Source organism: Rhodococcus sp. P4_F3_2, assembly GCF_056401335.1.
The window spans coordinates 1-24,857 of the sequence record NZ_JBFUJN010000052.1 but is presented as its reverse complement, the minus strand read 5'-3'; the positions used below and the strand labels follow the sequence as shown (position 1 = coordinate 24,857).

The window sequence follows — 24,857 nt, the reverse complement described above, 5'->3', positions numbered from 1 at the left end:
ATCAATCAGTGCCGCAACGGGTTGACGCTCGTCGACCACCCACAGGTGAGCCGCGGTGAAGAAGACGTATCGGGGGCGCAGGAACCTGCGCCCGAGGTGGGCGCTCACGCGCCTTTCTGCAGAGTCATGACATCGACGGTACCAGCGAAACTGGCCGTCCACTTGCTGTCAAGCTGTTCGACCCAACTCCGGCAATCGATCTCTTCGTCGTTGGCGTGCGAAAGAGACAAAGCCGGCTGTCGATTCCTTTCTCGAGTGCATGGGCCCCTGCGGATATGAAAAGGCTCGCGGATACGAAGCTTGTCGTATGGCATCGATGATGATTGCAACATCGACTGGACGGCAGGGCGTTTCGGCATCTTCGGCCTGCGTGGAATCAGTCTCCCATCAGAAGTGGTGAGCTTTCGCGCAGGTCTCCACGTCGACGAACAATTGGGATGCTTGCCCTTACTTCAAAGTTGCAAATTTCGGATACTTTTGGATATTCAGTTTACTTAGTCTTGTGCATTCCTTAGGTTTAAGTATCGAGAGAATTGATATCGGGACTCACCTATTTGAAATGACGAAGATCACACTATGTAGTTCGACATGCCAAGTATACGTAATGTTAACGAATGAATATGTTGACTTCTGGCAATAATTTAATGCCGATACATCTCCCCTCATCTCAAATGGCCAATTAGACCGCCAAATGTGGACAAAACGGATCTTGTCGAACATAAAAACCGCTGCTCACCTCGCTCTAGTCACCGTCTTGCCATAGTCCGATATTCAACCAAAAATCTGAATATCAGCTATCACTAATAGCGAATAGACGTTTATGACTTTCAGAAGTACGTTCATGCCGTCACATTCCTGCAGTGAAGATCCCGAAACGTACAGCGAGGATTATGCATGGTAAATAAAGTGAATAAACTTTTGGGAACGCGCTATCCGATATTGTCCGCACCGATGGGCGGAGTGGCAGGTGGTCAACTGGCCGCCGCAGTCTCGAACTCTGGTGGTGCCGGCCTCGTCGGAGTCAGCTACGGCAACGAAGAATTCATAGATTCGGAGTTGCCCATCGCCGCCCGGTCACGTGGCGTCTGGGGGGCAGGCCTGGTGATGTTCACCTTCGATAAGGCCCCTCACTTGCTCGACAGCGTCTTGTCTCACCGGCCGCCACTCGTTGCATTGTCATTTGGAAATGCCGCCCAGACCAACAAATACGTCGCAGCCATTCAACGTGAGAACCTGTTAGCCGCCGTGCAGGTTCACGACACCGACCAAGCTCAAGAAGCCGCCGCTGCCGGAGCCGACGTGATCATTGCCCAAGGATCCGAAGCAGGTGGACACCACAAAGACCGTGCAACGTTTCCGCTCATTCCGGCAGTCGCGGACGCACTCAACGGACAGATCCCACTTGTTGCAGCCGGTGGAATCGCAGACGGCCGGGGACTGGCGGCAGCACTCGCTCTCGGCGCCGACGGGGTCATGATCGGCACTCGGTTCGCCGCCGCCGCCGAAGCGCTCACAAGCCCATCCTTCACCGATTCCTTGATCAACGGACACAGTCGAGATCTCCTCGATACCCGTGCCTTCGACATCATCCGTTCAATTCCCTGGCCACCTCAGTACACCGCTCGCGCTCTCGGGAACGACTTCTCCCGCAAATGGTTTGGCCATGAAGACGAACTCGCCGACCACGCCGCCGCCCTCGTCGACGCGTGGTCGCAATCGGTCTCCGATGACGACGTCACACAACGACCGTTGTTCGCGGGGGAGAACATCGATCTGATCACCTCGGTTCAACCGGCCGCTCAGATCATCGAGTCGATGATCACACAGGCCTGCTCGGTTCTGGACGCGCTCGGGACGACCGAGTTCCGCAACGCACTTCCCGCTCACTGACCGGCCAAGGCCCCGAGCACCATTCAGCGACAACGAAAGAAGGCGAAACCGATGTTCGTACTACAACTGACCTATCTTGCGGATTCTGACGTCCTCACCCGCAGCAAACCTGACCACATTCGATGGCTACGCGAGCAAATCAACGCCGGCTCTGTGGTCGCAGCCGGACCCAGAGACGGGGGTGGTGGCGTCGTAATCACCTCAGACCTCGACGACGAAGCTGTCGACAAACTGGTCGCCAGCGACCCGTGGACCGTCGACGGACTGGTCCGATACGACCGTATTCACTTCACCAGTACCTACAGCGCCCCCGGCGTCTTTCCCCGCCCGAACTCTGACGAGGTCACTCTCATCAACGTCGCACTCACTGACAACCCTCAAAAATCACTGGCAGCGCTCAACGACGCAGTCGACCACGTCGCCCACACCGCTACCGGCTTCCTCGGGTCACGATTGCTCAGAAGCACACAGAACGACAGCATCGTCAACTTCGCCCGATGGAACAGTCTGAACGAGTTCGAAGCGATTTTCGACGACCCCGAGTTCACTACGCGCTACGCAGCTTTCGCTGAATCCACCACGGAAGCCCGCTACAGGCTCTACCGCTCGGCACACATCATCAGCCCGCAGTCCTGACATCCCCGATCAGAGAGGAACCACCGTGAACACTTCGTTCGACCTCGTCGTCATAGGGCACGGAGCCGCTGGGCTCTCCGCTGCCGTCACCTACCTCGAAAGCGCCGACGCCGACGCACACGTAGCCGTCCTCGAACGATCTACCCGCGAACAGCGCGGTGGCGCCACCCGATGGACCGGGGCGTTCCTCCGCATCGACAACGAACACAACTTCGACGACACGTACTCAGATCGGCTCACTGAAACCTCGGGAGGGCGTGCTGATCTCGACTACCTACATATCTTGCACAAGGACACACCCGCAGCTATTACATTTCTGCAGGATCGAGGAGTCGAGATCAGCTTCAATGAATTCCCGTTTCCTCACACCTTCGTCAGCGGGCAGCCGTCCATGTCCGCCCCGGCAAGCCCCATCGGAGGTGGAGCGTCCATCGTTGCTCGACCTCTCCGCCCTGCTATCAGACGCGGTTCCGGAATCGGCGCCAGTCGTTCCTGCCACCGATCTACTACTCGGGCGATACAACCTGTCGATCGAACACAAAAGCAAGGTGCACGGACTGGACTCGCAAGCCAGAGTTCGTGCGGCACGTGACCTCGAACAGGCGCTCAGCGCGTGACCGCTCGTGCAGTGATCTTCGCTCCGGCACTGCCGATCTGGGACGAAGGTGCATCCGTCGAACCAATCAGAGCAGGGCTCGATCGACTCGGAATCGCCGCACACATCGTCGACACGAACTCCCTCACCGAAGAGGCCACCAGCATCGAACACTTGGCAGAGTTGTGGGCTGAACACCTTTCCGGCTTGCACTTCGATCTTGTCTGCGGAAATGCCCTCGGGGGCGCCGTCGCGACAATGTTCGCAGTACGGAACCGCCTATCGTGTCCAGTGCTCACGGTCTCCGGACCGGTGCGGACCAGCCCCAAACTCAGCGACCGGTTGACCACGATCATCAACCTCGCCGCGTCAGGGGATATCGACGCGGCCATGGTCGAATTGCACGCAAAAGTGATGCCCGCCGGTGAAGCAGCATCTCCGACTCCGCCACTGCAGCTGGCACGGCACAGCCGCCTTGTCGCAGCTCGACGAATTGCTACCGGACTGTCGATGTTGCGGACAGTCAACCTCGACGAGGCGACGCACAGATACCCGGGTCGAATCGTGAGCATCGTGGGAACACGATCCCAATTGGTCGGGGCCGAACACACTGCCGACGGGCCAACGTCCAGCACTTTATCGGTGGCCGGCGCCGGTATGCGACCACATCACCACAACCCGACGTGCATCGACGTCGCATTGACCGAGATCCGCCAACCTTTGGAGACAAGCCATGCAATTAGCAGTTCTGCCCGGTGACGGTATCGGCCCAGACGTCATCGACGCTGCGCTCCCCGTGATCGAAACCGTTGGGTTGCCCTGGGCGCTCGAATACGGGGATGTCGGCTGGGAGTGCTGGCGATCGGGCGGTGACCCTGTGCCTCCACGGACTTGGGAATTACTCGGTAAAACCGACACGTGCCTACTAGGGGCGATCACCAGCAAACCCGCCAGAGAAGCCGAGCAGGAACTACCCACTCGTCTTCGCGTCAATCCACCGATCTACCGATCTACCGATCGCCCGTCATCCAGTTGAGGCAGAATCTCGGGCTCTACGCCAACGTGCGCCCCATTCGAGACCTGCGAAATGACCAGTTCAATTTCGTCGTCATCCGTGAGAACACTGAAGGTCTTTACGCCGGCCTGGACTTCCGGCCGGTACCGGCGGACTTGTGGGAACACGTGCGGGTACACCCGAACGCCGCAGACTCCGGCCGCGAGGACACCGCCGCGACGATTCGGCTGCAGACGCGCACCGGTATCGAGCGATTGGTGCGTTTCGGATTCGCGTACGCGCACTCGCACGGTTTCGACCGCGTCACGGTGGCCGACAAACCGAACGTACTTCGAGCTTCGAGCACGCTTTTACGAGGCATCGTCGAATCGATTGCCGAGGAGCACCCCGAGATCGAGGTGGAGATCCTCAACGTAGATGCACTAGCCCTGTGGATGGTCACCCGCCCTGAACGTTTCGGAGTGATACTGGCGGAGAACATGTTCGGCGATATTCTGTCCGATCTTGGTGCTGGGATCATGGGCGGACTCGGGCTGGCGCCCAGCGCGAATCTCGGGAGTAGCGGCAGCTATTTCGAACCAGTGCACGGAAGTGCCCCGAAAATGGCGGGCACCGGACGCGCCAACCCGTTGGCGACCATACTGACAATCGCCGAGATCGCCGAACATCATGACTTCCCCCGTGAAGCGACAACCATCCGCAGTGCCGTTCGCGCAGTCGTGGAGCGGCGCCACTCGTCCGAGGTGACTTACGACCTCGGAGGTACCGCAACCACTACCGCAGCAGCAAACGCAGTTCTGAAGGAGATCGAAAGATGACCACTTCCAAGCCGCAAGTGTCCGCCGAACTCGTATACAGGGCAGAACAACTCGATACTGCTGCCGTGTCGGATGCTCTCGACAGCTTGGGTCTCACCGGCCACCTCAAGGCCCTGGTACCCAGGGTGCCCGGCTCCCGAACTGTCGGCCCTGCATACACAGTGACTTACCGGCCGGTTACGGAGTCCGCCAGCGGATTTCACAATGCTGCCAACTACCTTGATGATGTGCCCGCAGGTTCGGTCGTCGTCGTGGACAATTTCGCGAATACCGACTGCACGAATTGGGGAGGTCTGCTGACCTCCGTCGCTCAGCGTCTAGGGGTCAGAGGGACTGTGGTACACGGGGCTGCACGTGACATCGCCGAAATCCGCGACGCGAACTATCCGTTGTTCAGTGTCGGAGTGTCGATGGTGTCCGGAAAGAATCGGGTCGAGCTGGACTCCGTGGGCCGTGAGGTGACTGTCGGCACGGTCATCGTTTGTCCCGGGGATCTCGTTATCGCCGACGACAATGGTGTTCTCGTCATTCCAGAAGACAGAGCTGCGGAGGTCATCACACGGGCAGAAGCCGTCGACCGAACCGAAGCGAAGATCGCGGCCGCGGTAAGTGAAGGTATCCGCCTCGATGAGGCACGGTCGCGATTCGGATATGCCCAGCCGTGGAACGAGGACCGGGAACGGTGAGTGCACCGGCATTGGTCGATCTTCATGTCCACGCGGGGCCGGACCTTCTTCGTCGTCGACACAGCGTCATAGAAACGGGCCGACACGCTCAACGAATGGGGGCTTGGTTCGTCGCCAAGTCACATCTCGGATCAACCTGCGAATCGGCATGGGAAGCACGTGAACTCGGGCTTCCAGTAAGCGGGTCGGTCGTCCTCAACGATGTGGCTGGTGGCGTCGATCCCAGAGCGGTCGAGCGAGGTGTCTTCGCTCAGGGGGAGCATTGTGACGCACGCGTGATCGTCTTTCTTCCTACCATGCGTAGCGGACACAGCTCAGGGGTCGAAAGCTTCGCGCATAGCGGTTTCACTCGCGCGAGATGGTCGTCCGCTACCGCGTTCACCGCAGAGGGCACTGTGTCCAGGCAGACGTTCGACGTTCTCCGATGCGTGAGAGATCATGATCTGATTATTGCGACCGGGCACAGCAGCGCTGACGAGAGTCTACGAATCATGGATGCTGCCGCGGCGATCGGTGTCGAACGAGTTTTACTCACCCACGCGACACACCCGATGTCGGGTTTCTCCCTGGACCACATCGCAGAGTTCGCGTCCAATCCGGCTATCTGGGTTGAGGTGACTGCGCTGAGCGTCTTGATGAATCGGCATCCGTACGAACGGGTTATCGAGCTTGCCGGTGTTCACCAACAGGTCGTGTTGTCGAGCGACCTCGGCCAACCGGATCGTCCCGATCTTCCTGCCGGTTGGCAGTTGGCAAGTCAGTGGTGCGCTACAGAGGTGTTCGACCGGGTCTCACGGGTCAACCCGTCTCGCTTGTTGTTTCGGTGATACGGCTGGTCATTCGCCCTGCCAGCTCGCGTGGGACGCGCGCGTAGACGGATGAACGAGAGGCAACCAATGCAAGCGTCTCTTCAATAGGGTTATCCGACAGTGGAATCCAGCGGAGTTCTCTCGAAGCGGGGAGGTCATCTCGCGAAGTCAGCATGAGGGTTGAGGGATTGGCTGCCAGCGTGTGGGTTATGACAGCCGGATGATCGTCGTCGATCGAGACTATCTCCGGGAACCATCCGCGTTGGTGCAGTTGAGAGAGCATTCCACCTCTTTCGGTGTCGCTCTGGGCGGTGTCCAAGCAGAGTAGTTGCTGTGCCGACAATTCGTTCCAGGTCACCGCGTCCCGGCCGGCGAATGCATGGTTGCTGTGCACGGCGATTCCGAGAACGTCCGTCCGGAATGCTGTCACATTGATTTCCTTGTGATCGAACGGAAGTCGCACCACTCCGAGCGCTATCCGTTGTTGTTTGAGATCGGCCAGTAGATCTGATGTGGCGGTCGAATGCAATCGCACATCGAGGTGATCCTCCACCTTGTTTGCGTAGCAGCCCTGCAAAAGCCGAGTGAGGTCTGAGATACGCGCGTAGGCAATCCCTGGGCACAATGCCAGGTGGAGGACGTGAGGGGGCGGTGAAGGCCGCGCGGCTTCGATCGCGTCACGGATTTGCAGCGGAAGCGGTGCGATGCGGTTACGGAAAGCCTCGCCGGCGGCGGTCAACACCAGCCCCCGTCCGTTCCGGGTGAACAGTTCGAAACCGATGCGGGATTCGAGTCGCTTGATCTGCTGGCTGAGGGTTGGTTGAGCGACCTGCAATAGCGCTGATGCGGAAGACACCGATCCGGTATCGGCAACAGTGAGAAAGTATCGAACACTGCGAATGTTGATGTCATCGATAGTGGCGATCGGACCGAGCAATTCGGCCGTCGATGATCTGATAGGTGACGTTCGCACAACGGTCAATTCAGGTCCTCCTGTTGTTGGGCGAGCATGCGTCGAAAGTTGTTCAGCCTCTGGCTATCAGATCGAGAAGTCCCGGAAATCGACGTTCGAGATCCTGGTACCGCACGCGACTGCGCCGCTCCATTCCGTATTGGCGTTGCCTGATCAATCCGGCTTCTCGTAGAGCCTTGAAATGGTGCGTCAGTGACGATTTCGGTCGATCGAAGCCGAACCAACTACACGGGTGGTCGTATTCGACGGAGTCGGCGAGCAAACGTCTGACGATCTCGAGGCGGATGGGGGTCGAGAGCGCGCCGAAAATTGCGGCGAGGTCGAGTTCGTCGACTGATGGCTCTTCGATGGGAGGTGGCAGGTACTCATCTGTGACTTCAGGAACCGCGATTGTGACCATAACTGCAGAATACATCCAATACTAGTTTTGTCGAACCGGTACGAATGCGAGCCGGAAGTTGCACTAGAAACTTCGAACCAATACGACTATGGTCCTGTCAGTACGAATATTTACGTACATGATTCCGAAGGGAAGACTCCATGACAAGCTCTGAGGTTCAGCCCTCCACGCACTCGTCGACACCCGTGCCCGGATCCATGCCTGCGGTAATGTCCGCGGCCTTCGTCGTCACGGCAGTATTCGTGCTCTCGAATTCACCGACGCCGCTCTACGTCCATTGGCAACAGAGCATCGGGTTCAGCTCGGGCATGCTCACGGTCATTTTCGGCGCATACATCCTCGGCCTACTTCTGACGCTCCTTGTTGCGGGGCAACTATCCGACCATTTCGGTCGCCCACGCGTACTTCTGCCCGGACTCGTCGTCGCATTGGCTGCCAGCGCCCTCTTCCTCATCGCCGACAACGTCGCCATGTTGATAGTTGCGCGACTGCTCACCGGCATCTCGGTCGGCGTCATCGTCTCTGCCGGAATGGCTTCCGTCGTCGATGCAGGAGGCGACACCCTTCGCGCGACCGCCGCGCGACTCGCATCCGTTGCCATGGTCCTCGGGGCCGGACTCGGCCCACTGTTCGCAGGAATCATGGCTCAGTACCTTGATGAGCCAGTCACCTGGGTGTTCGGTGCGGAAGCGCTACTCATTGTCATCGCCACTATCGCTGTCGTCCGTTCCCGCCCACTTACCAACCTCGCAGACATCGATGATCGCAGTCCGTTTCAGCTACGTCTGCCGTCGGTCCCCCGGCATTTTCGCCGTTACGTGCTGTTCGGTATCGCGGTCTTCGGACCGGGGATTACTGCAACCTCATTCGTCCTTTCCCTCGGCCCTTCGTTGCTTGCCCGGCAGTTAGGAGTTACGAGTCCGTTGGTCGCGGGTGGAACTGCATGCGCGATGTTCCTCGTCGCCACAGGCATCCAATTTGCCGTGGCTCGCGCTCAGATCCGAACAATCTTCATCGGCGGCGCAACATCCACCGCACTGTCGATGCTCGCGCTGTACGGTGCCGTCCAATCTGACGCCGCAGCACTACTCATCGTTTCCGCACTCCTTGCCGGCGCAGGCCAAGGCCTCGGCCAACTCGGGGGGCTCACGCTGATCGGAATGCATGTTCCCCCTACATCTCGGGCACAAGGAAATGCATTGATGAACATCGGCGGCTACATCCCCGCAGGAATACTGCCCCTGGTTGCCGGTTACCTGATCGACGCCACATCCATTCCCACAGCGGTAACCGTGTTCGGTGTCGTTCTGTTCCTCGCCGCCGTCGCCGGCGGAGTCGCAGTCGCAAAATCCATCGAGACCACCTAGACAAATCGGCCAACCGAGAAGAGCGAAGATGAACCAACAAGAACTCGCAACCTTGGCATCAGATCTGACCAACGCTCCCCATATCGCCACCGTCGGCACAATCGAGCCAGACGGCTCACCCCAACTGTCCCCAGTCTGGATAACACACGACGACAACACTGTGGCATTCTCGACCGTCGAGGGGCGCCGCAAACACACCAACATAGTCCGCGATCCACGTATCAGTATCAGCATCACTGACTCTGAGAACCCGATGCGCCGCATCGAACTTCGAGGAAGTGCAATCATCGTCGACGACCCGGACGGAGACCTCATCCAACGGCTGTCACTCGCATACACCGGAAGTAATTGGACCGAAAAAGATCCCGAAGCGAGACGGGTCATCATCCGCCTCACCCCGCAGCACCTAGTGGGCCGATCCTGACACCCCGAAACCCGCGAAGGCCTTGATGGGGGTTCCGTCCATTACTCGCGGCATAGCATCTACCCAAACTCGGTTGAGGTTTCAGACCATTGGAAATCGTTGAAAGCAAAGAGCACTTCTGTGCCGCCCAGGATCCTCACCCCGACAAATCAGCGCAAACTCAGCCGCCCCAGTCTCTTCGACCAGTCGATAAGATTCGGAACAGGCCCTCTCACTGCCAAAGAACCACAGCGAAGTAACGGCCTTCGCCGTAAGAGCCCTCATAGATCGCCTGATCAAAACCTAGAATCGACCAATGATAGTGCCCACAATTTTCAAGGCTACCTGATCAATGTGACGAGGTTTCGGCTCCGAGATCCGAACCGGTGAGCGGAACTGACGTCGTGTAATCGCTTGCGCGGTGGTGAATTCGCGTAGTCCGTCATCGCCGTGAATACGTCCAAATCCAGAGCCTTTCACACCACCGAAAGGCAGTTCAGGTGAGGACCCGAACGCCAGAACGTCGTTGACCGACGCCATCCCCACCTCGAGGCGCCGCGCGATGCTGTCGCCGTGACGACGGGAGGACACCGCTGCCCCGAGTCCGTAGCGACTTCGGTTCGCGATGGCAACGGCGTCATCGATGTTCGATGCTCGAACGACAAGGACTGTGGGGCCGAAGGTTTCGTCCGTCATTGCTGGGTGATCGGATGGTACGTCGGTCAGAATGACTGGTTCGCAGACACGGCCGTCAATGGGGGTGGTTGACCCGACGACCGTGCGGGCGCCGGCGTCGACAGCGGATGCGACGTGTCGTTCGACGATCTCCCGTTGGGCTGAGGTGGTCATTTCACCGTAGTCGACCCCGGCTACCAGGTCTTTCGCCTGTTGGGTGAGGTGCTCGAGGAACTCGTCGTATACGCCGGAGACGACGATCGCGATTTCGATGCCGGCGCAACTCTGGCCGGAGTTGAAGGTCGCTCCCCACAGCACCGATCGGGCTGCGGCGACGAGGTCGGCGTCGTCGGCGATGATGGCGGCGTCTTTACCGCCGAGTTCCATGACGACCGGGACAAGTCGTTCGGCGCACGCGGCCATGACTTTTCGGCCGGTGGGGCCCGAACCGGTGAAGGCGAGTTTGTCGATCTCGGCTTCACACAGGTGTTGCCCGGTTCTGCCGTCTCCGATGACGAATTCGAAGACGTGGTGTTGTGGGACAGCTTCAGCGAAGGTTTGCGCCAGCCATTGTCCCGTTCGCGGAGTGTATTCACTCGGCTTGAACACGACGGCATTTCCTGTTGCCAAAGCGTAGGAGATGGATCCCATGGGAGTGAAGACTAGATAGTTCCACGGCCCGATGACGCCGACGACGCCAAAGGGTTGTCTGCGGATGACAGCGGATTGGTTGAACGCCAACAAGCGTCGAGGGACGCGCTGTTCCGACATCACACGGGAGGCGTTCCGCGCAGCCCAATCGAGGTGCTCGAGCGCAAGGGTGACCTCGACGGTGGCGTCGACGTGAGACTTGCCGGTTTCGGCGCAGACGAGGTCGATGAGTTCGTCGGACCTGGAGTGGATGAGTCGTTTCCACAACAAGAGGTGCGGTTGCCGCTTCGCTGCGGCCCATGCCGGGGCCGCTGCTCGTGTGGTGGTGACCGCGTGAGCGACGATGTCGGCGGCGTTTTTCGAGTGATTGACCAGTGTTGTCGTCATATGAGCTCCTGGGAGATCGGGACGGTGTCGCGGTTGCGTTTACACCATGCGTGCAGCGCTGTGCGCTATGGCCAAGGTCAGGACGAAGAGGATGAGCGCGCCAGGAGCCAAGCGGCGATTGTCGACCGCAACTCCTTGCCTCTTCAGCTCGCTTCGCGTGAGTAGATAGAACGGCACGACTACGGGAACAACAGTGGCAACACCGGGGGTATACCCGCGCCAGATCACCGATGAGGCGACATGACTGACGCTGTGCCATCCGAAAGCGGCAAGTGCCCATTGGAAGAGTCGACTGCGCCCACCCGTCCGCGCGCCTTCCCTGGCAGCGACCGCCATCATCAACCCGGTCAATCCGATCGACACGGCGGCCTGCTGCTCAGACATTTCAGGAATCGGAGCCGGAACTCCGAAGATGGTGCGATTCCGCGCTTTTCGGGCCCATTCCGGCATGGTGACAAGTTCTTCGATGTCATGAGCGGTCCACGCCGCGAGCAGGCCCCAGGTCAACCATCGGGGAACTCGGGTGTTCATGGACGTTGCTTCGTTGTTCGGATGCCTGATATGGCAGTCTCGGCGAGTTCTCGCAATCCGGCCGAGGTCACGTTGTCGCCGACGATCAACAGGCGGTATATCAGTGGCCCGAACAGCAAGTCCCGCACAGTCTCCGGATCGACCGGAACGAGATCGTCCGAGCCGAGTGCGCGCTGAATCGACTCCACGATCGAAGTATTTCGGGGAAGCAGATAGTCGGTTTTCAACACCTCCGCCATGACCGGATTGTGTCGCGCTTCGGCGTGAGCGGAGATGACTACCGACAACAGTCCGGACTTGTCGAGGTCGTGGGCAAATGTCACGGCCATCGAAATGAGATCTTCCACTGGGTCATCGGTCTTCTGGATCGACAAGCTGAGCACCTTTGCCATCAGAACCGCGCGGACTAGTTCTTCCTTGTTGCGATAGCGCCGGTACACCGTCGGCCGGCCTACTCCCGCTCGAACAGCGACTGCTTCCAATGTCAGATGCGAGAGCCCCTTGCTTTTCATCTCGACCAGGGCGGCGTCGATGATGTTCGTATCGACCTCGGCGCGGCGGGGTCGTCCTTGTGCAGCAACTTTGGCGGGCATAGTTTGAGAATGGAATAGACGTTACGTTGCGTCACGTAAACATCCCCGTTTGTGCCGCAAGTCAAATTACATCGAAAATGCAGGTAGAGGTCGGATGAACGGAAGGCATACACCGAACCGACGGGCCACGCCACAAGAAAAGTGCCCGGCCAGGGCACCGATCGACACTTCCCGATCCAAAGCTTGGTGACCGTCCAGCAAGCAACCCGCGAATCGACAAGCAGATAGCTATCGATGAACGACGGGTTCAAGGATCCGCAACCTGACCCCGTAGCGATGGAGGAGTTCGCCAACGTCGAACCTGGTTGACTTCTCAGATGCAGAAATGATTGAAAGCCACGGTCGCGTGCCTCACTGCCAGGGTTCCCACACAGCTCAAACGAGCTATCTGCGCCCGCTCCCACGGCCCCACATCTCAGCCGGCGGCTACGGGGCCAGTCGAATCCGCAATCAAAGAGGAGATCCCTCCTATCGAAGGTGATTTCTGGGCGGCTGGCATACCGGAGCACCGGCGCCGCGGCGAACTCGAGGCTGGCTATGCCGAGCTTGCGAAGGATCAGGCAGAGGGGCTGGGTGAGCAGCGAACGCGCCGTAATCGCTACGCCGAGCGTGTCGACCAGGCCTACGGCGAATGACGGCCGCGCTTCGCGGGCAGATCTACTGGTTCGACATGGGGCACGGCGAGAAGCCGTGGGTGGTGGTGTCCAACAATGTCCGGAATCGCAACTTGAACACGGTCCTCGCCGCCCGTGTGACCACCACACCGAAGCCCGGTGTTCCGACGGCCGTCCCTCTCGGGGCCGCGGATCCTCTCGTTGGTTCGATCCTGACGGATGACCTCATCCAGCTCTTCGACGACGAGATCGCCGCGAGCAGGCCTGCGGGATCGCTCGCCCCCGCGACAGTGGTCAAACTGAACAAAGCTCTTGCGATCGCACTTGGGCTGCCCTGACGAACCCACTGAACGACTGTGACGTTGGTTCGGGAGAGGTTCTTTCGCTAGGTTTTGCGCAGCCTGCCGGCCTGGGAGCGTGAACTGTTCCAGATCCTGCACTCACGGACACCAGCCGACTACGTCGGCGTCGCTCAACGGCACGGGCACATCGCCCCGAACCTGCGAATCCTCGCAGCCGCATTGGAAGGCTTGCTGCACTTCGAATTCGCCGACACCAACCCCGCCGCCGCCCACCGAGCACGTTCACTCCTCGGATGGGTCGTCGCCCAACACGTCAACCTGCCCACTGATCCCTTCGTGCAGAGGTATCTCCCCGAACGCAGGTGGCCAGTAGAAATCGTCCACGGCGTCACAGCTGCCCTGCGCATCAGCGACGACGTCCTCATCCTCGCCGCCGCCGAATTGCACCAAGGCGCCGACGACCTCCCCGCCGCGATCTGGACAGTCGAATACGCGACCGCGACAGCTCACGCAGCACTCTCGCTGGCCGATCTCTACAGTTCCGCCGACCGGCACCAAGACGTTGTCGATCTGACCAACGGCATCACCAACGAGGACGACGCCACCGCGCTACTGTTCGCACTGCGCGGACGAGCATTCGCTCAGCTCGGATACAACGAAGCAGCGCGCGAAAGCTTCAAAGAAGCACTACGAATCCGCTCCCGCGCCTCCGAGGTGCGCCACCGTGCTCTCCTCGAACGCGCCCAGGTCGATCTCTCCCAGAACCGGAAAGCAGCCGCACGCAAGAGCATCGAAAAAATCCTCGCCGAAGACCCCACCTACCCAGGACTCCAGGAAGCACTCGCAGCACTACCCTGACCATGCCGATCGCGGCAAACGTCGTCGACGCAGTCGTTCCCCAAACGCCGCGACGACTGCCTTCTTCACCGTGCATCCCCCGCCTCGACTGCGGATGCGATAGCCCTCACAACGCAGAACGCGGGTCGGTTAGGTTCAAAACGACTGATTAACGACACATCACAAACAGCCCGATCGTCTAAGCATCCCCACCTGCACCCGGCCAGCAAGTGGCCCTCCGAAATCCCGACGTACCGAGACCGATCTGGCGCTGGACTATGCCCGCCAGATCAGCGCCAGACTGTCATTTACTACGACACACATCATCCGACGAGTCAGACTTCTACCTACCCACGCTTACTCACAGCCTGTGCGGAGTTTCTGAGAATCCCTCCACTACCAGGACACGCCCGACGTACTCATTCGTTTTGTCCGGTCTCATACCGAACATGGCCCGTGATCCAGGGGTCCCGGCCCCCACCGCCGGGGGTCTCGGTCCTGCCGCCGGACTCCTCACCTCGGCCTTCGCAGTCGGGATGACCATCGGTGCTCCGTTGATAGCTATCGCCAGCATGCGGTGGCCCCGGCGGCGCGCCCTTTTGACGTTCCTCGTCACGTTCATGCTGGTTCATGTCGTCGGCGCGCTTACCAGTAGCTGAGGTCTTGCGTATACGCCCGCATCGACGGTGTGCGCGTTGTGGCTCTACCGACGCCGCAGCCAAGAAGTAACATAGCGTCTGGGAGCCGCCTTGAAATTTCTTGCTCGGCTGCACAATCCCGCGAGCGGATCAATCCCCGCGAAACGGCGTCACAAATACACAGGGCACTGCGCGGGCGTCCTCCGGATCCAAGGCATGGAGCACATGGCCTGTTGCCACCCTGGACGCTGCAAGCGCCAAATGGTCCGAGAAATCCTGCGAACATCCATCCTGCACAACGATATTCGTGGCGTTAGGTGCTTCGACATATCCACTGGTATACGGAACCACTAACTGGTCGTATCGCGTCATGATGTTCGTGTACGTCACTGTCGGCGCATAAGGCCCGGCAACTCCGGTCTCGGCACCCGCCCATAACTTGGCCAGGAAATCCGAAGCCGGTAGCCCTTGAGGGCAACCCGCACAGAATGGAACCACCGTCCGCGCGTCATCAGGCGCTAGGTCGAGGATCCACTGGCCATCACCGTTCGGACCAGTCCCGAGAGATCCACGCCAAAGCGGACCCAATGACACAAATTTGTCCACAACGCGCTCTCCGCCAAGATGTTTGACGTAGTAGTCTCCGACGAGAGTGCCCTCCGAAATTGCCACGATGCTGACCTTCTGTGCGCCGGTGGAGCCTCGAACACGATCGACGAACTCCGCAACTTCCGCTGCACTGTCATCGAACTGCCCCAGACCGCCCACCGAATCGAACGGCGCAGGCAGGCTCTTGTCGATGCCGTAGGTGAGTGCGAAAACGCAGTACCCTTCATTGGCCAGCAGCGGTGAGATTGTGGTGAATAGATTGAACCGATTGGCTCCCAGTCCGTGTAGAAGAACCACAGGCTCCGGATGTGCCGGTGAAGGTACACAATTCCAGTCATTGGAGCCCACTGCGGATCCGTACGGATCACGGACGGAGTCCTGAACGAAGAGATCATAGGGAACGGGGTACTGAGGCTTGGCCATCGCGGTGGCGCCGGCAGACGAGCCGATCAGTAGTGCCAGGCCGCCTAGTATGACCAGCACGGATCGAAACGCCGACATCTCTACCTCCGTAAATAGCGGACAATTGACGTCACGCTAACGGCCTTTTGCAGACAATACGTAAGAATGATTAATACCTGCGGATTGGAGGGAGTGACGACGCGAGGGCAAGATCAACCGGGCGGATTCGATCTGCCCAGATGCATTCTTTCGCGAAGGACCTTTGGAACTGCTTGCCACACAATATGTATGGCGCAGTGAGGACCCGACTGATCACAGCTACGTACGCGGCGCGTTGTCGATCCGGGCGCTGGCGGCTTCGAGGGCTAGTCGGCGAACCTCGACGATGGCTCGTTCGAGTATTACGGTTCCGATGAGCATCGTCTCGACGGCAGCCGTGCGATCCGGCATGGCCCGGGCGTATTCCACTTCGATCTGCGCAGTCCGCTCGACCATCTCGGCGACACTGTCGAAATCGGTGAGCGCTGTCGGGAAATCGAACCGGCGCAGCGTAGCGACAAGTTCGGCCAGCCGATGCGGCGCGGGCGCGTCCGACTCGATGTGCCAGTCCCTGGACGAAAGCCATTCCTGCACTTCGTCGTAGGCCGTTTCGATGTCGGTGGGCCGGGTATCGGCGGGCACCTCGTCGAGACCGTGCATTACCGCCCCGAATGCGTCGTGCATGGGCATCGATTCATCGTCAACTGCCGCGAGAGTGGCACGCACATGCGAAATCGAGAGACCGCCGATATCGATCAAGGAGCGAATCAGACGCAATCGCCGAATGTGCTGCTCGCTGTACACGGCCTGATTGGTGGCCGTATGCACACCGCCCGTCAGCAGGCCCTCACGCAGGTAGTACTTGATGGAAGCCACCGACACCCCGCTGCGCTGACTGAGTTCAGAAACCTTCACTCGTCCTTCCTTGACTTCACAAGTGGATAGTAGCACTATCCACGATATGGATAGAGTCACTATCCATACCGTGGATCGATCGCGGAACAGACCGCGAACAGTTCGGCGGTGTCCGGTCAGTCGGTCGCTGCTGGCAGTTTTCGAATGTATTACTCGTCGCCGTGATTTGAGCGGTTTGTTCGCTGAACAGGGGGTTTCATGAGACGAGTTGTTCCTGATCCTGCGCCGTGGATCGAGGGTTTGCCACGGGATAGGCGGGGTTTCGTTGTTCCGGCGGAGTCTGCGTGGGTGGATGGTGTGCCGGTGTTGAGTAGCACGTCTCCTTTTCGGAATGTTGCTTTGGTGATGCGCCGCGGGTGCGCGGTGTGTGGTTTCGAGATGCCCCGCGGCCGGCCTGTGTATCGGGCTTTCGCGCAGGGAGATGCCGCGACGATTCGGATGTATCAGCGTCCCCTTGCCAATGATCGGGATGTGCCGATGCATTTGTCGTGTGTTCTGTATTCGGCGATGGTATGTCCGTACCTGCGCGAGAAAACCTCTCGTTTGGGAGGGGAGAACACGATCAATCCTGGCCGCCGACGTGGTGGTATGGCGGCGGTGTTGGGCTTCGAGGACTTCGGGTTGATGGTGTACGCGGGTCCGCACCACTTTTTGGATAGTGCTTTTCCCGCGCCGAATGTTCCGTATGTCGGCTTGGTGGAGGACAGTCCGTATCGGGATGGGGGCGAGCTTGCTGATAGGTATGCGGCAGCGGTCGTGTCGGATTCCGAGGTGATCGACACGTCGGTGGAGCGATGTTTCTGGTCGGACAGTGTGCATGATCAGCGCCAGTTGGATCGTGCGGTTCAGTCGGCTGCGAGGGTGATCGGGGATAGTGTGCCGGTGAGAGAACTCCCGTTCGAGGGTTCACAATTCGATCTCTATCGCTTCTGAGTTTTCGTTGTCGGCACGCTCGTCAGGTCGGGTGTTCCCCTGCGCTGTGCTTGAAATTCCGGTCGTTGTGAGGAGAACCACCCATTTAGTGGTCCATCCGTGATTGTTCGGTCGAAGCCATCCGATCGTGGCCAAGTTGATCGCGCGACCGATGCGATAGTTGGCGCCGGTCGGTAGGTCGCTTAGTAGCCGTTCGCGCCCGAGCAGTTCGGCGGTTTCGTGGTTAAACTGGCTATCTATTACAGCAAGGGGGGTTTGTGAGTGGTCAGGCTGCAGCGCGAGGATTTCACTTCCAGTACCTTGTCACGGCTTCGCATCTTCTTGACATGGTGGAAGATTCGATCGAATTCGACACCATGTACGTTGAAGAAACGTGGTCCCCAGATGCCGCGAACGATTATGCCGTCGACCTTGCGATGTCTGGAGGCATGCAAGGTCAGACGCTGATAGCGCAGATAAAGTCGATCGAAAATCCTGATCGCGGACCGAAGTTCAGTCCGAATGACGTTCTTGAAATTCTGCTCAAACTGGTCAGATCGAGCCAGTCTGATCACTACGAGCTCATCACCAACCGGAAGCTATCCCGGCCTGCTGAACGCCTGAGTAAGGCGCTTCGAAATGGCGATAGTCAGGCCGAAGTTGATGCGAACCCGTCCCTCTTCACTGAATGGTCCCCCGAGGAACGAGCCCGACTGGATGCCTGCCGCATAACGATTGTGGAGGGCACAGTAGCCGACTACCGTCGGAGGATTCATGCCAGAGTACGGGGCATCCGCACCGCGCACCGAATCGGAACGGGTTCGGAGGCATCAGGTTTGGTAGTTGGCTATCTCGTTGACCGTATCTTTCAGAGTGCCGCAGGACTCTCTCGTACGAGAGTTACTCGTCAAGACGCTGCTCAGTGGCTTCGCGTCGACCCGGCGACTGCGGCATCGGTACTCGGAGAATACGACTGGGGCAATACCATTGGTGCGTGGCCGCCGTTGCCACGGCTTTCGCGCCCTGACTATATGGTAAAGATCGCGCACGGGCTTGACACCGGTCGAAGACCACGTATTCCGGGGTTCTTTGTCCTGCGAGGTCAGTCGGGCATTGGCAAGTCTTCGCTTGCTGCCGAATATGCGTACGAGAATCACCATGCCTACGAGTTCATGGCTTGGATTAACGCCACCGACGAGAACACGATTCGAAGCTCGTTCAGCGACTTGATTTCCGCGTTCCCCTCGAATAGCGAATCCGGCGACGCCGAGGAGGTTAACCCAGCAGCAATAACTCTGGCACTATCGAGACATCCCGGTTCATGGTTGCTCATTGTCGATAACGCGAACGACATGCATGCGGTTGCAGATTGGCTTCCCCTGGTTGGTGACGGCGACATCATTGTTACAACACTGAACGGTAGTTCGTGGAACGGTAGGCGGAGTGAAACTGTTGAACTACTGGAACAATCGGAGTCCGTGGAGCTGCTCAGCAAATTACTTGGCGCAGAATCGCGCGATGCGGTTGTCCTGGGCCGCCTCGCGGCCGCGTTAGAGCACTGGCCATTGGCGCTCGCGATGGCAGCGGGCTACATCGCGGCCGCGCAAACCTCACTTGAACAAACAACTGATACCTACCTTGCAGGATTAGCTTCCCGTGCCCTCGCAGATGACTCTGCAATTCCTGAAGGCTATCCGCGGACCCTTGTCCGCGCGATCGAGCTGGCGGTGGAAGGTCTCGAATCCATATCCAACGGGAACTCTTCCGAGAATGAGGTCACGTCATGGGCCGTTGGGATTCTTCACACAGCCGCCTATTTCGCCAAGGACGATATTCCGATTCAGCTACTCTTTGCCGCAGCGCTTATTTCGGAAGAAAGTATGGTCGAAAGCGGACTGAAGGGCCCAACCGAATCATGCGATCGGAATACCGTCGACGACATCATCAAACTTCTACGATCACGTTCACTTATTCAGCGACGATATCACCTGATAGATGGCGGGCATTCTAAGTTTTTGTCTGACACCATCTCGATTAATCGCATCACTCAGCTTGTTCTTCGTTCGCGCATTGAGCGAGTGATTGGCACTGAGCGTTCAGAGGACGCACTGATACGCGCCGCGTTTCACGTCGATCGGTGGCTTCAGCACTATATAGAGTTCGAACAGTACGACCATGTCCATACTGTTAGTCCGCATGCTGCCTGCATCACAGGTCTCTCGTTCAATGATTCTCTCGCCTCGATAACAACGAGCGTACTTGCCGGCAATCTAGCCCTTGCGTTTCGTTTTCAGGGTCGCCTCGACGAATCAGCCGTTGCACTCAAGTACGGGCTGCAGCAGCTGAGGCAGCTTTCTGCTGCATACCCGCAAATGCGCGTTGATCTGGCTGTGACTAAGACTGCGTTACAGCTGATTGATGTGAATATTCAACGCGGTTTTTCGATTTCCGAAATTCTTCCCATTGCGGAGATAGGAATTAATTCTCTTGAAGCTCGAACCGTCGATTCAGATCCGGACGAGCTGCCTTCCCTTTCGATTATCACTCAGAACTATCACGCCATGCTGATGACGATTGGCATCTCATCCGCTGGTGATGTGAAGGGCCTTCTTCGGCGGGTCGACGTCTTGAAGTCGAAGATTCCGCAGTCGGTACCAGCCGCTCTGTCTGCGTCGATACAGGGAATCACCAGCCTGATTAGTAAGGGCGGTGCGGATGCTTTGGCGATCGAATTGGCTACGGGAGAGTTGTCTGTCGAGATACCCATGCTGCAACGGATCGAACTTTTGGGATTGCGAGCTGAAGCTTTCACGTATTCGATGCAGTATTCGCGAGCCCTCGCGGATCTGGAGACGCTCGACGAACTGGCGCAACCTCCACTCGATCTTTTTCCTGACGAAGTTCTGGAGAAAGTTAACAATGTTGGTATCGCGATGCTTGACACTGGTATCGCGATGTTTTTGGCGATTCTTCGAGATGCTGGAGGTGATGCGCTCGCACTATTCGAACACGTTCTTTCCACTGCAGAGGTACGTCTGCAGCGGGCACAGTCCGATCACCATCGCATGCACTATGTCCTCCGAGGGGGCCTCGCGATCGCACGGGATGATCCGGCCGGGGCGAAATCCGCTCTCAGGTCGATCGAAGGATTCGGCAAACCCACGAGCTACGGCGTGCGCAAGGACAGTGTTTTCGAAGATATCGAACCCATGCTCCGGCAGCTCGCGCAGGACGATCCTCATCCAGCGAACGGAAGGTCGGCTTACTTGTCACCGTTGATGTCCCCCTTGCCAAGTGAGGGTGTCGAGTCCTGCTCGAAGAAGCCGGACCAGCGATACACAGAAGACCATCACGTGGAGCGCCCCGCCGCTGAACGCACCAAACGATTTTCCCTTAAGACCTGGATACGACCGGGCCGATTCAGACGTAAAACGAGCTGAGCTTGTTAGTGCGATGACGCCCGACTGAAATTGATCGGTGCTTGGTGGCGTCTGACGCGATAGTGACGACCGCGAGCATCCTCGGGCCAGCGTGTCACGCGGCTACCGCTCCAGGGGTCTCGCGGGGACCCGAGAAGCGGTCGCTGGACCGCGCAACGACCTTAGTCGGCCTCCGTCAGGTCTTCGTCGTTCGCGAAGACCAGGCGCCCGTCATCGAGTGCGATCGCCCACCGCTGCACCGGAGCCCAGTCCCGCCCCACCGAACCGCGGCCGATGACCATGTCCTGGTAGTCCTCGATCACCACACCCGTGCATGCCACGCTGCCACCGGCATCGGAGTCTGACACCGTGATTCGCACGCGGGAACCTACTGCAGTCACATCTTTGCTTGTGCCGTTTTTGTCGGTCATCTTCCTAATTCTGGCAGAGCAACTTCGCGGCAACCGCGTTCGGGGCCCAGCGACACACGCTCTGACAGAGCAGGGGGCTGAGTGTGCTCGATGCCGCCATCACTCGCTGGAGCTGTTACCCACGTCCATCCGAGGTCGACGCGGAGTGGTCCTGTCGGTGCACGCTCCTACAGTCAGCTCGGGTAACAGTCCGGATCGAGTGCCAGGAGCAGGCGATGACGTTCGTGAGCGATGCTTCATTGCCGCTGCCCGGCATGCCCGACAGCACTCCCGCGCTGCCGGCGTTCCAGATGACGTTGATCGGGCAGCCCCAGCCTGTACGCATTCCGGAGCGTCTGTGGCGTTCTTGGCTCGACGATCCTGCCGTCATTTCTCGGTTCGAGTCCAAGCGTTACCGACGCCGCCGGAATCAGTGCTGGCCCTGGATCGGCGGGGTGTCCTCGACCGGGCATGGTTCCTTCCGGGCAGCGCCCCTGCCCGGACCGTCTCGCCGCGGAACCGTGCCGGCGCATTTGTTCGCCTACCAGCTCGAATACGGTGTCATTTCGAGTTTGGGCTGGTCCAACACCGACGACGCCGCGCTGTGCCATCAATGCAACCTCGCCGGCTGCACCAACCCGGCACACATGCGGTTGGGCACCAATCGCAGCAACTACAGCGAATACGAGCCTCGGCGACGCAACATCGCCAGCCCACTCGCCGACGTCCGGGGACCCGCGGGTCGCACTCGCGCCATCGCCGCCGCGATCCGTACCAGGATAGAACCACGTAAGAAGCGACGTCATCGACGAGCGCATCGCTGCGGCCGAGGCCGCAGGACGTCCGCTCTCACTCTGGTAGCGCCAACACTCGATACTGACGATTTACGTTCACCGTGGATGTATTTCGTTGCAGTGCATCGACTTTCATTTATAGAATGACATAATATATGTTATCGGCGATGCATTTCGGGTGGCATTATGCTCAGTTGCAACAACCCTGAGTCCGGACGATGGCGTGGCAACGTCCACCCCACTGTGGCGACTGTTCACAGCACCGCGACCGAGACCCCGGCCCTGCACGTCGAACCGGGGCGGTTAAACGCCACCTGCGTTGAGCACACAACCCAGATGGCCTCTTTCGGTGCGCGGTCAATCATCCGTGCGGCCACGCAACTAGATTGTAAACCGGACAACCGGTATCCATGGGATAAGTTCCTCTTTCAATGCCACCCAGCAACCTTGCGCGCATCGGCGTTGGATCCAAGCCCACTGGGCGAAGCCTGATTCCCGCCTTAGGTCTCACCGGCGGGGAATCGTTCGTACAGAATGGGCATCCGCCATCGACACGGTCGGCGAATGGTGATTGCTGGTGTGATCTGACTCGCAAGTAACCCCGAAAGGTTGCCGATTGTTTGCCGCGTGTCGTTCACTGGAGACACGGGAACCCCGTTCCGGGTTTCGAGAACTCGGGTTCGACCATTTGGCTGGATCCGAACGAGGAAAGGCTCATTCGATGACGCGTGCACTCAAGATCGTTGCTGCTCTGGCCATCCCGGCGGCTGCTGGAGCTGTGGCGATTGCCGGCGCAGGCTCTGCCTCGGCGGCGACTCCGGTATCGGGAAACGGCTACGTCGGAGTCATTCTCGATCACCACGAGACGGTCGTCGCGAGCCAGATCAACGCGGGCAATCTGATCAACGCCGCATTCGGCGACGCCTGGACTGTCGGGTTGCCGCACGATTCCATCTGGTACACCGGAGCATGGACCCCGGTCACCGGCGATCAGTTCGTCGACGAGGCAGCCTCGCACCCCGGCGGTCGTGTCGGGCTGTATCTCGTCGACCCCGCGATCAATCAGGGGAACATCTTCAACGCCGAAAGCGCCTGGTAGAGAAGAGCTGAACCCGGCATGCAGGAAACCGTGCATCACCGTGTCCGTATCACCGTTGTTCGCCGATGTGCGATCGGTACTCTCGCGGTCGCGGCGATCATGTCAGCGGGTTGCTCGCCAGGAGCCGGCTCCGTCGACAGCCTGAGTGCCGGCGCGGGTGAGCGGTGCGCATCCGAGTGCGCCGAATTCGGTACCGAAGTCGAATTCTCGTGCCGTTTCCAGGCATCGTTGTGCGCGGACTCCCTGGGTCGCAAGTCCGCGTTGGTGCGAAGTATCGACGAATCGACTGCAGCTGGTCTGGCGCGGGCGTGGACAGGTCAGAGTTCCTCACCGATCGAGATATTCGACCGCAGCGTCGACCGGTTCACCTCTCTCGACTGTCCGGCCGCAGCCGACAAGGACACGGCCACTGCGGATTCGGGCGTGCGCGCGGATCGGTGTGCCTTTCTAGCAGCCAGTGCCGAACAACAATTCCGCACCGTGACGCTACTGCTCGACCCGGCCCGCAACCTGCGGTGAAGCTCTCGCGTGTGGGTGGTCCCGGCCGCGCGGTCCCGCAGCGCGTCGCAGGACCGGGCATCCGCTTATCTCGCTGACATTCTCACCTCGCAGCACGAAAGGTAGACAGAAGAAAGTGAGTCAGTTGATGGTCGGGCGGGTAGCCGGCGAGGACGTGTTCCAGGTCCGGTTGAACGAACTTTTCGCCACCGTCGACGCAGCCCGACGAGGGCGGCGTTTGACGAACACAGCGGTAGCGAGAGGCCTTCTCGAGCGAGGCTGTCGGATCTCGACACCATATCTCTCCCAACTGCGGTGCGGTGTTCGCACGAGCCCGCCCGATGAGGTCGTGGCCGCATTGGCCGACTACTTCGGCGTCTCCCCCGGATACTTCTTCACCGTCCCCTGGGCCGGCGACCGCGGCCTCGTCGAGGCCCAGGACGCCGATATCGTCGACCATCTCGACGACCAGGAATTGAAAGACCTACTTCTGGCCGCGAATGGCCTCTCCGCTACCTCACTGGAACTGTTGGCCAATGTCGCCGCGAAGCTGCGCATCTCCGATCAACGCCGGAAGGTTCCCGCCGACTCACCGGGCTACGCCCGACTCGCCGAAGCAGCAGTCGGACCTCGCCGCACCGCCGCGACGAGATAACCCTCGTCCCGGCTGTCAAGACCTATCGGTGTCGGGTTGCCGAATAATCACTGCCCATGAACCATCGGTCACCATTTCGTGATCATGAGGCTCGTCACACCCTTCGCGTGAACAAACCGCCTGGTCCGAGTGTTCGGGAAATGTTTCCGTAACTTCGAGTACGACTTTCGGCGGATGGATTCGGGCATTGGAGGCTAGTCGGGCATGCAGGCGGTGTTGTAGCGTCCCGGTCAGACGTTCAGTTAAGTTTCCGCAATCGCTCTGGTTGCGGGGATTTCGACTCAC

Annotated in this window: 27 protein-coding genes and 2 pseudogenes; 21 read left to right on the top strand and 8 right to left on the bottom strand. The window is 59.2% G+C overall.

Annotated features, from left to right (window positions below):
• Positions 1–894: 894 nt before the first annotated feature.
• The 9 genes and pseudogenes from AC1DWA_RS30730 to AC1DWA_RS30690 all read left to right on the top strand — a co-directional run bounded on the left by AC1DWA_RS30730 (position 895) and on the right by AC1DWA_RS30690 (position 6,467).
• Positions 895–1,890 (top strand): NAD(P)H-dependent flavin oxidoreductase, encoded by a 996-nt coding sequence (locus AC1DWA_RS30730; RefSeq protein WP_477917438.1) that lies wholly within the window; start codon positions 895–897, stop codon positions 1,888–1,890.
• Positions 1,891–1,941: 51 nt separating this feature from the next.
• Positions 1,942–2,526, top strand: a complete 585-nt coding sequence (locus AC1DWA_RS30725) for an antibiotic biosynthesis monooxygenase (RefSeq protein WP_477848068.1) — start codon at positions 1,942–1,944, stop codon at positions 2,524–2,526.
• Between the two features lie 25 nt (positions 2,527–2,551).
• Positions 2,552–2,839: pseudogene (locus tag AC1DWA_RS30720) on the top strand (FAD-binding protein); the annotation flags it as partial.
• Positions 2,840–2,960: 121 nt separating this feature from the next.
• Positions 2,961–3,143, top strand: a complete 183-nt coding sequence (locus AC1DWA_RS30715; protein WP_477917440.1) for a hypothetical protein — start codon at positions 2,961–2,963, stop codon at positions 3,141–3,143.
• Complete coding sequence (locus AC1DWA_RS30710; RefSeq protein ID WP_477848065.1) at positions 3,140–3,880, top strand: hypothetical protein; 741 nt, start codon at positions 3,140–3,142, stop codon at positions 3,878–3,880. The genes AC1DWA_RS30715 and AC1DWA_RS30710 overlap by 4 nt, the downstream gene beginning before the upstream one ends.
• Positions 3,855–4,157, top strand: coding sequence for an isocitrate/isopropylmalate family dehydrogenase (locus AC1DWA_RS30705; protein ID WP_477848063.1), 303 nt, complete (start codon positions 3,855–3,857; stop codon positions 4,155–4,157). The genes AC1DWA_RS30710 and AC1DWA_RS30705 overlap by 26 nt, the downstream gene beginning before the upstream one ends.
• Complete coding sequence (locus AC1DWA_RS30700; RefSeq protein WP_477848061.1) at positions 4,154–4,954, top strand: isocitrate/isopropylmalate family dehydrogenase; 801 nt, start codon at positions 4,154–4,156, stop codon at positions 4,952–4,954. Before AC1DWA_RS30705 ends, AC1DWA_RS30700 begins: the two co-directional genes overlap by 4 nt.
• The gene (locus AC1DWA_RS30695; RefSeq protein ID WP_477848059.1) at positions 4,951–5,640 is read left to right on the top strand and encodes an RraA family protein; all 690 of its coding nucleotides are present in this window, start codon (positions 4,951–4,953) and stop codon (positions 5,638–5,640) included. The genes AC1DWA_RS30700 and AC1DWA_RS30695 overlap by 4 nt, the downstream gene beginning before the upstream one ends.
• Positions 5,616–6,467, top strand: coding sequence for a DUF6282 family protein (locus AC1DWA_RS30690; RefSeq protein WP_477848057.1), 852 nt, complete (start codon positions 5,616–5,618; stop codon positions 6,465–6,467). The genes AC1DWA_RS30695 and AC1DWA_RS30690 overlap by 25 nt, the downstream gene beginning before the upstream one ends.
• Here AC1DWA_RS30690 and AC1DWA_RS30685 read toward each other — a convergent pair.
• A complete protein-coding gene (locus tag AC1DWA_RS30685; RefSeq protein WP_477848072.1) occupies positions 6,439–7,422 on the bottom strand; it encodes a LysR family transcriptional regulator in 984 nt (327 codons plus the stop codon). The two genes, AC1DWA_RS30690 and AC1DWA_RS30685, sit on opposite strands and share 29 nt — an antisense overlap.
• 52 nt (positions 7,423–7,474) lie before the next feature.
• A complete protein-coding gene (locus AC1DWA_RS30680) occupies positions 7,475–7,822 on the bottom strand; it encodes an ArsR/SmtB family transcription factor (protein ID WP_477848056.1) in 348 nt (115 codons plus the stop codon).
• Between the two features lie 140 nt (positions 7,823–7,962).
• Here AC1DWA_RS30680 and AC1DWA_RS30675 point away from each other — a divergent pair, with 140 nt between their 5' ends.
• Both AC1DWA_RS30675 and AC1DWA_RS30670 read left to right on the top strand, forming a co-directional pair.
• On the top strand, positions 7,963–9,189 hold the full coding sequence (locus AC1DWA_RS30675; RefSeq protein ID WP_477848054.1) for an MFS transporter: 1,227 nt from the start codon (positions 7,963–7,965) through the stop codon (positions 9,187–9,189).
• Positions 9,190–9,217: 28 nt separating this feature from the next.
• Entirely contained in the window at positions 9,218–9,613 is a 396-nt protein-coding gene (locus AC1DWA_RS30670; RefSeq protein ID WP_477848052.1) for a PPOX class F420-dependent oxidoreductase, read from the top strand.
• Positions 9,614–9,895: 282 nt separating this feature from the next.
• Here the strand turns inward: AC1DWA_RS30670 and AC1DWA_RS30665 are convergent, their stop codons facing one another.
• Genes AC1DWA_RS30665 through AC1DWA_RS30655 form a run of 3 tightly spaced genes read right to left on the bottom strand, consistent with a single transcriptional unit; the run spans position 9,896 to position 12,429 of the window.
• Positions 9,896–11,305 (bottom strand): aldehyde dehydrogenase family protein, encoded by a 1,410-nt coding sequence (locus AC1DWA_RS30665; RefSeq protein WP_477848050.1) that lies wholly within the window; start codon positions 11,303–11,305, stop codon positions 9,896–9,898.
• Between the two features lie 39 nt (positions 11,306–11,344).
• The gene (locus AC1DWA_RS30660) at positions 11,345–11,836 is read right to left on the bottom strand and encodes an HXXEE domain-containing protein (RefSeq protein WP_477848048.1); all 492 of its coding nucleotides are present in this window, start codon (positions 11,834–11,836) and stop codon (positions 11,345–11,347) included.
• Entirely contained in the window at positions 11,833–12,429 is a 597-nt protein-coding gene (locus tag AC1DWA_RS30655; protein ID WP_477848046.1) for a TetR/AcrR family transcriptional regulator, read from the bottom strand. Before AC1DWA_RS30655 ends, AC1DWA_RS30660 begins: the two co-directional genes overlap by 4 nt.
• Before the next feature lie 329 nt (positions 12,430–12,758).
• Here AC1DWA_RS30655 and AC1DWA_RS30650 point away from each other — a divergent pair, with 329 nt between their 5' ends.
• The 4 genes from AC1DWA_RS30650 (at position 12,759) to AC1DWA_RS30635 (ending at position 14,841) form a co-directional block, all read left to right on the top strand.
• Positions 12,759–13,064, top strand: coding sequence for a hypothetical protein (locus AC1DWA_RS30650; RefSeq protein ID WP_477848044.1), 306 nt, complete (start codon positions 12,759–12,761; stop codon positions 13,062–13,064).
• Positions 13,061–13,381, top strand: coding sequence for a type II toxin-antitoxin system PemK/MazF family toxin (locus AC1DWA_RS30645; protein WP_477848042.1), 321 nt, complete (start codon positions 13,061–13,063; stop codon positions 13,379–13,381). The genes AC1DWA_RS30650 and AC1DWA_RS30645 overlap by 4 nt, the downstream gene beginning before the upstream one ends.
• A 54-nt stretch (positions 13,382–13,435) precedes the next feature.
• On the top strand, positions 13,436–14,203 hold the full coding sequence (locus AC1DWA_RS30640) for a hypothetical protein (RefSeq protein ID WP_477848040.1): 768 nt from the start codon (positions 13,436–13,438) through the stop codon (positions 14,201–14,203).
• A gap of 428 nt (positions 14,204–14,631) precedes the next feature.
• Positions 14,632–14,841, top strand: a complete 210-nt coding sequence (locus AC1DWA_RS30635) for a hypothetical protein (RefSeq protein ID WP_477848038.1) — start codon at positions 14,632–14,634, stop codon at positions 14,839–14,841.
• Positions 14,842–14,970: 129 nt separating this feature from the next.
• Here AC1DWA_RS30635 and AC1DWA_RS30630 read toward each other — a convergent pair whose 3' ends face one another.
• Both AC1DWA_RS30630 and AC1DWA_RS30625 read right to left on the bottom strand, forming a co-directional pair.
• A complete protein-coding gene (locus AC1DWA_RS30630) occupies positions 14,971–15,930 on the bottom strand; it encodes an esterase/lipase family protein (protein WP_477848036.1) in 960 nt (319 codons plus the stop codon).
• A 219-nt stretch (positions 15,931–16,149) separates the two neighbouring features.
• On the bottom strand, positions 16,150–16,785 hold the full coding sequence (locus AC1DWA_RS30625; RefSeq protein ID WP_477848034.1) for a MerR family transcriptional regulator: 636 nt from the start codon (positions 16,783–16,785) through the stop codon (positions 16,150–16,152).
• Between the two features lie 288 nt (positions 16,786–17,073).
• Between AC1DWA_RS30625 and AC1DWA_RS30620 the strand changes: the two genes are divergently transcribed.
• Both AC1DWA_RS30620 and AC1DWA_RS30615 read left to right on the top strand, forming a co-directional pair.
• Positions 17,074–17,718: a hypothetical protein gene (locus AC1DWA_RS30620; RefSeq protein ID WP_477848032.1), complete on the top strand. Its 645-nt coding sequence runs from the start codon at positions 17,074–17,076 to the stop codon at positions 17,716–17,718.
• Between the two features lie 257 nt (positions 17,719–17,975).
• Complete coding sequence (locus tag AC1DWA_RS30615) at positions 17,976–21,137, top strand: AAA family ATPase (protein WP_477848030.1); 3,162 nt, start codon at positions 17,976–17,978, stop codon at positions 21,135–21,137.
• Positions 21,138–21,298: 161 nt separating this feature from the next.
• On the opposite strand, the gene AC1DWA_RS30610 is transcribed toward AC1DWA_RS30615, so the two are convergent.
• Complete coding sequence (locus tag AC1DWA_RS30610) at positions 21,299–21,547, bottom strand: hypothetical protein (RefSeq protein WP_477848028.1); 249 nt, start codon at positions 21,545–21,547, stop codon at positions 21,299–21,301.
• A gap of 215 nt (positions 21,548–21,762) precedes the next feature.
• Between AC1DWA_RS30610 and AC1DWA_RS30605 the strand changes: the two are divergent.
• From AC1DWA_RS30605 to AC1DWA_RS30590, 4 genes and pseudogenes are all read left to right on the top strand, one after another.
• Positions 21,763–22,387 (top strand): annotated as a pseudogene (locus AC1DWA_RS30605) (hypothetical protein).
• Between the two features lie 654 nt (positions 22,388–23,041).
• Complete coding sequence (locus AC1DWA_RS30600; protein WP_019750009.1) at positions 23,042–23,419, top strand: hypothetical protein; 378 nt, start codon at positions 23,042–23,044, stop codon at positions 23,417–23,419.
• Positions 23,420–23,437: 18 nt separating this feature from the next.
• Entirely contained in the window at positions 23,438–23,938 is a 501-nt protein-coding gene (locus tag AC1DWA_RS30595) for a hypothetical protein (protein WP_019750010.1), read from the top strand.
• Positions 23,939–24,053: 115 nt separating this feature from the next.
• Positions 24,054–24,572, top strand: a complete 519-nt coding sequence (locus AC1DWA_RS30590; protein ID WP_477848026.1) for a helix-turn-helix domain-containing protein — start codon at positions 24,054–24,056, stop codon at positions 24,570–24,572.
• The last annotated feature ends 285 nt before the right edge of the window (positions 24,573–24,857 follow it).

Bases quoted from the DNA above. Each gene is read 5' to 3' on its own strand.
- AC1DWA_RS30730 (WP_477917438.1), top strand. From the start codon at position 895: ATGGTAAATAAAGTGAATAAACTTTTGGGAACGCGCTATCCGATATTG.
- AC1DWA_RS30725 (WP_477848068.1), top strand. From the start codon at position 1,942: ATGTTCGTACTACAACTGACCTATCTTGCGGATTCTGACGTCCTCACC.
- AC1DWA_RS30705 (WP_477848063.1), top strand. From the start codon at position 3,855: ATGCAATTAGCAGTTCTGCCCGGTGACGGTATCGGCCCAGACGTCATC.
- AC1DWA_RS30695 (WP_477848059.1), top strand. From the start codon at position 4,951: ATGACCACTTCCAAGCCGCAAGTGTCCGCCGAACTCGTATACAGGGCA.
- AC1DWA_RS30680 (WP_477848056.1), bottom strand. From the start codon at position 7,822: ATGGTCACAATCGCGGTTCCTGAAGTCACAGATGAGTACCTGCCACCT.
- AC1DWA_RS30675 (WP_477848054.1), top strand. From the start codon at position 7,963: ATGACAAGCTCTGAGGTTCAGCCCTCCACGCACTCGTCGACACCCGTG.
- AC1DWA_RS30670 (WP_477848052.1), top strand. From the start codon at position 9,218: ATGAACCAACAAGAACTCGCAACCTTGGCATCAGATCTGACCAACGCT.
- AC1DWA_RS30665 (WP_477848050.1), bottom strand. From the start codon at position 11,305: ATGACGACAACACTGGTCAATCACTCGAAAAACGCCGCCGACATCGTC.
- AC1DWA_RS30660 (WP_477848048.1), bottom strand. From the start codon at position 11,836: ATGAACACCCGAGTTCCCCGATGGTTGACCTGGGGCCTGCTCGCGGCG.
- AC1DWA_RS30655 (WP_477848046.1), bottom strand. From the start codon at position 12,429: ATGCCCGCCAAAGTTGCTGCACAAGGACGACCCCGCCGCGCCGAGGTC.
- AC1DWA_RS30645 (WP_477848042.1), top strand. From the start codon at position 13,061: ATGACGGCCGCGCTTCGCGGGCAGATCTACTGGTTCGACATGGGGCAC.
- AC1DWA_RS30635 (WP_477848038.1), top strand. From the start codon at position 14,632: ATGGCCCGTGATCCAGGGGTCCCGGCCCCCACCGCCGGGGGTCTCGGT.
- AC1DWA_RS30630 (WP_477848036.1), bottom strand. From the start codon at position 15,930: ATGTCGGCGTTTCGATCCGTGCTGGTCATACTAGGCGGCCTGGCACTA.
- AC1DWA_RS30610 (WP_477848028.1), bottom strand. From the start codon at position 21,547: ATGACCGACAAAAACGGCACAAGCAAAGATGTGACTGCAGTAGGTTCC.
- AC1DWA_RS30600 (WP_019750009.1), top strand. From the start codon at position 23,042: ATGACGCGTGCACTCAAGATCGTTGCTGCTCTGGCCATCCCGGCGGCT.
- AC1DWA_RS30595 (WP_019750010.1), top strand. From the start codon at position 23,438: ATGCAGGAAACCGTGCATCACCGTGTCCGTATCACCGTTGTTCGCCGA.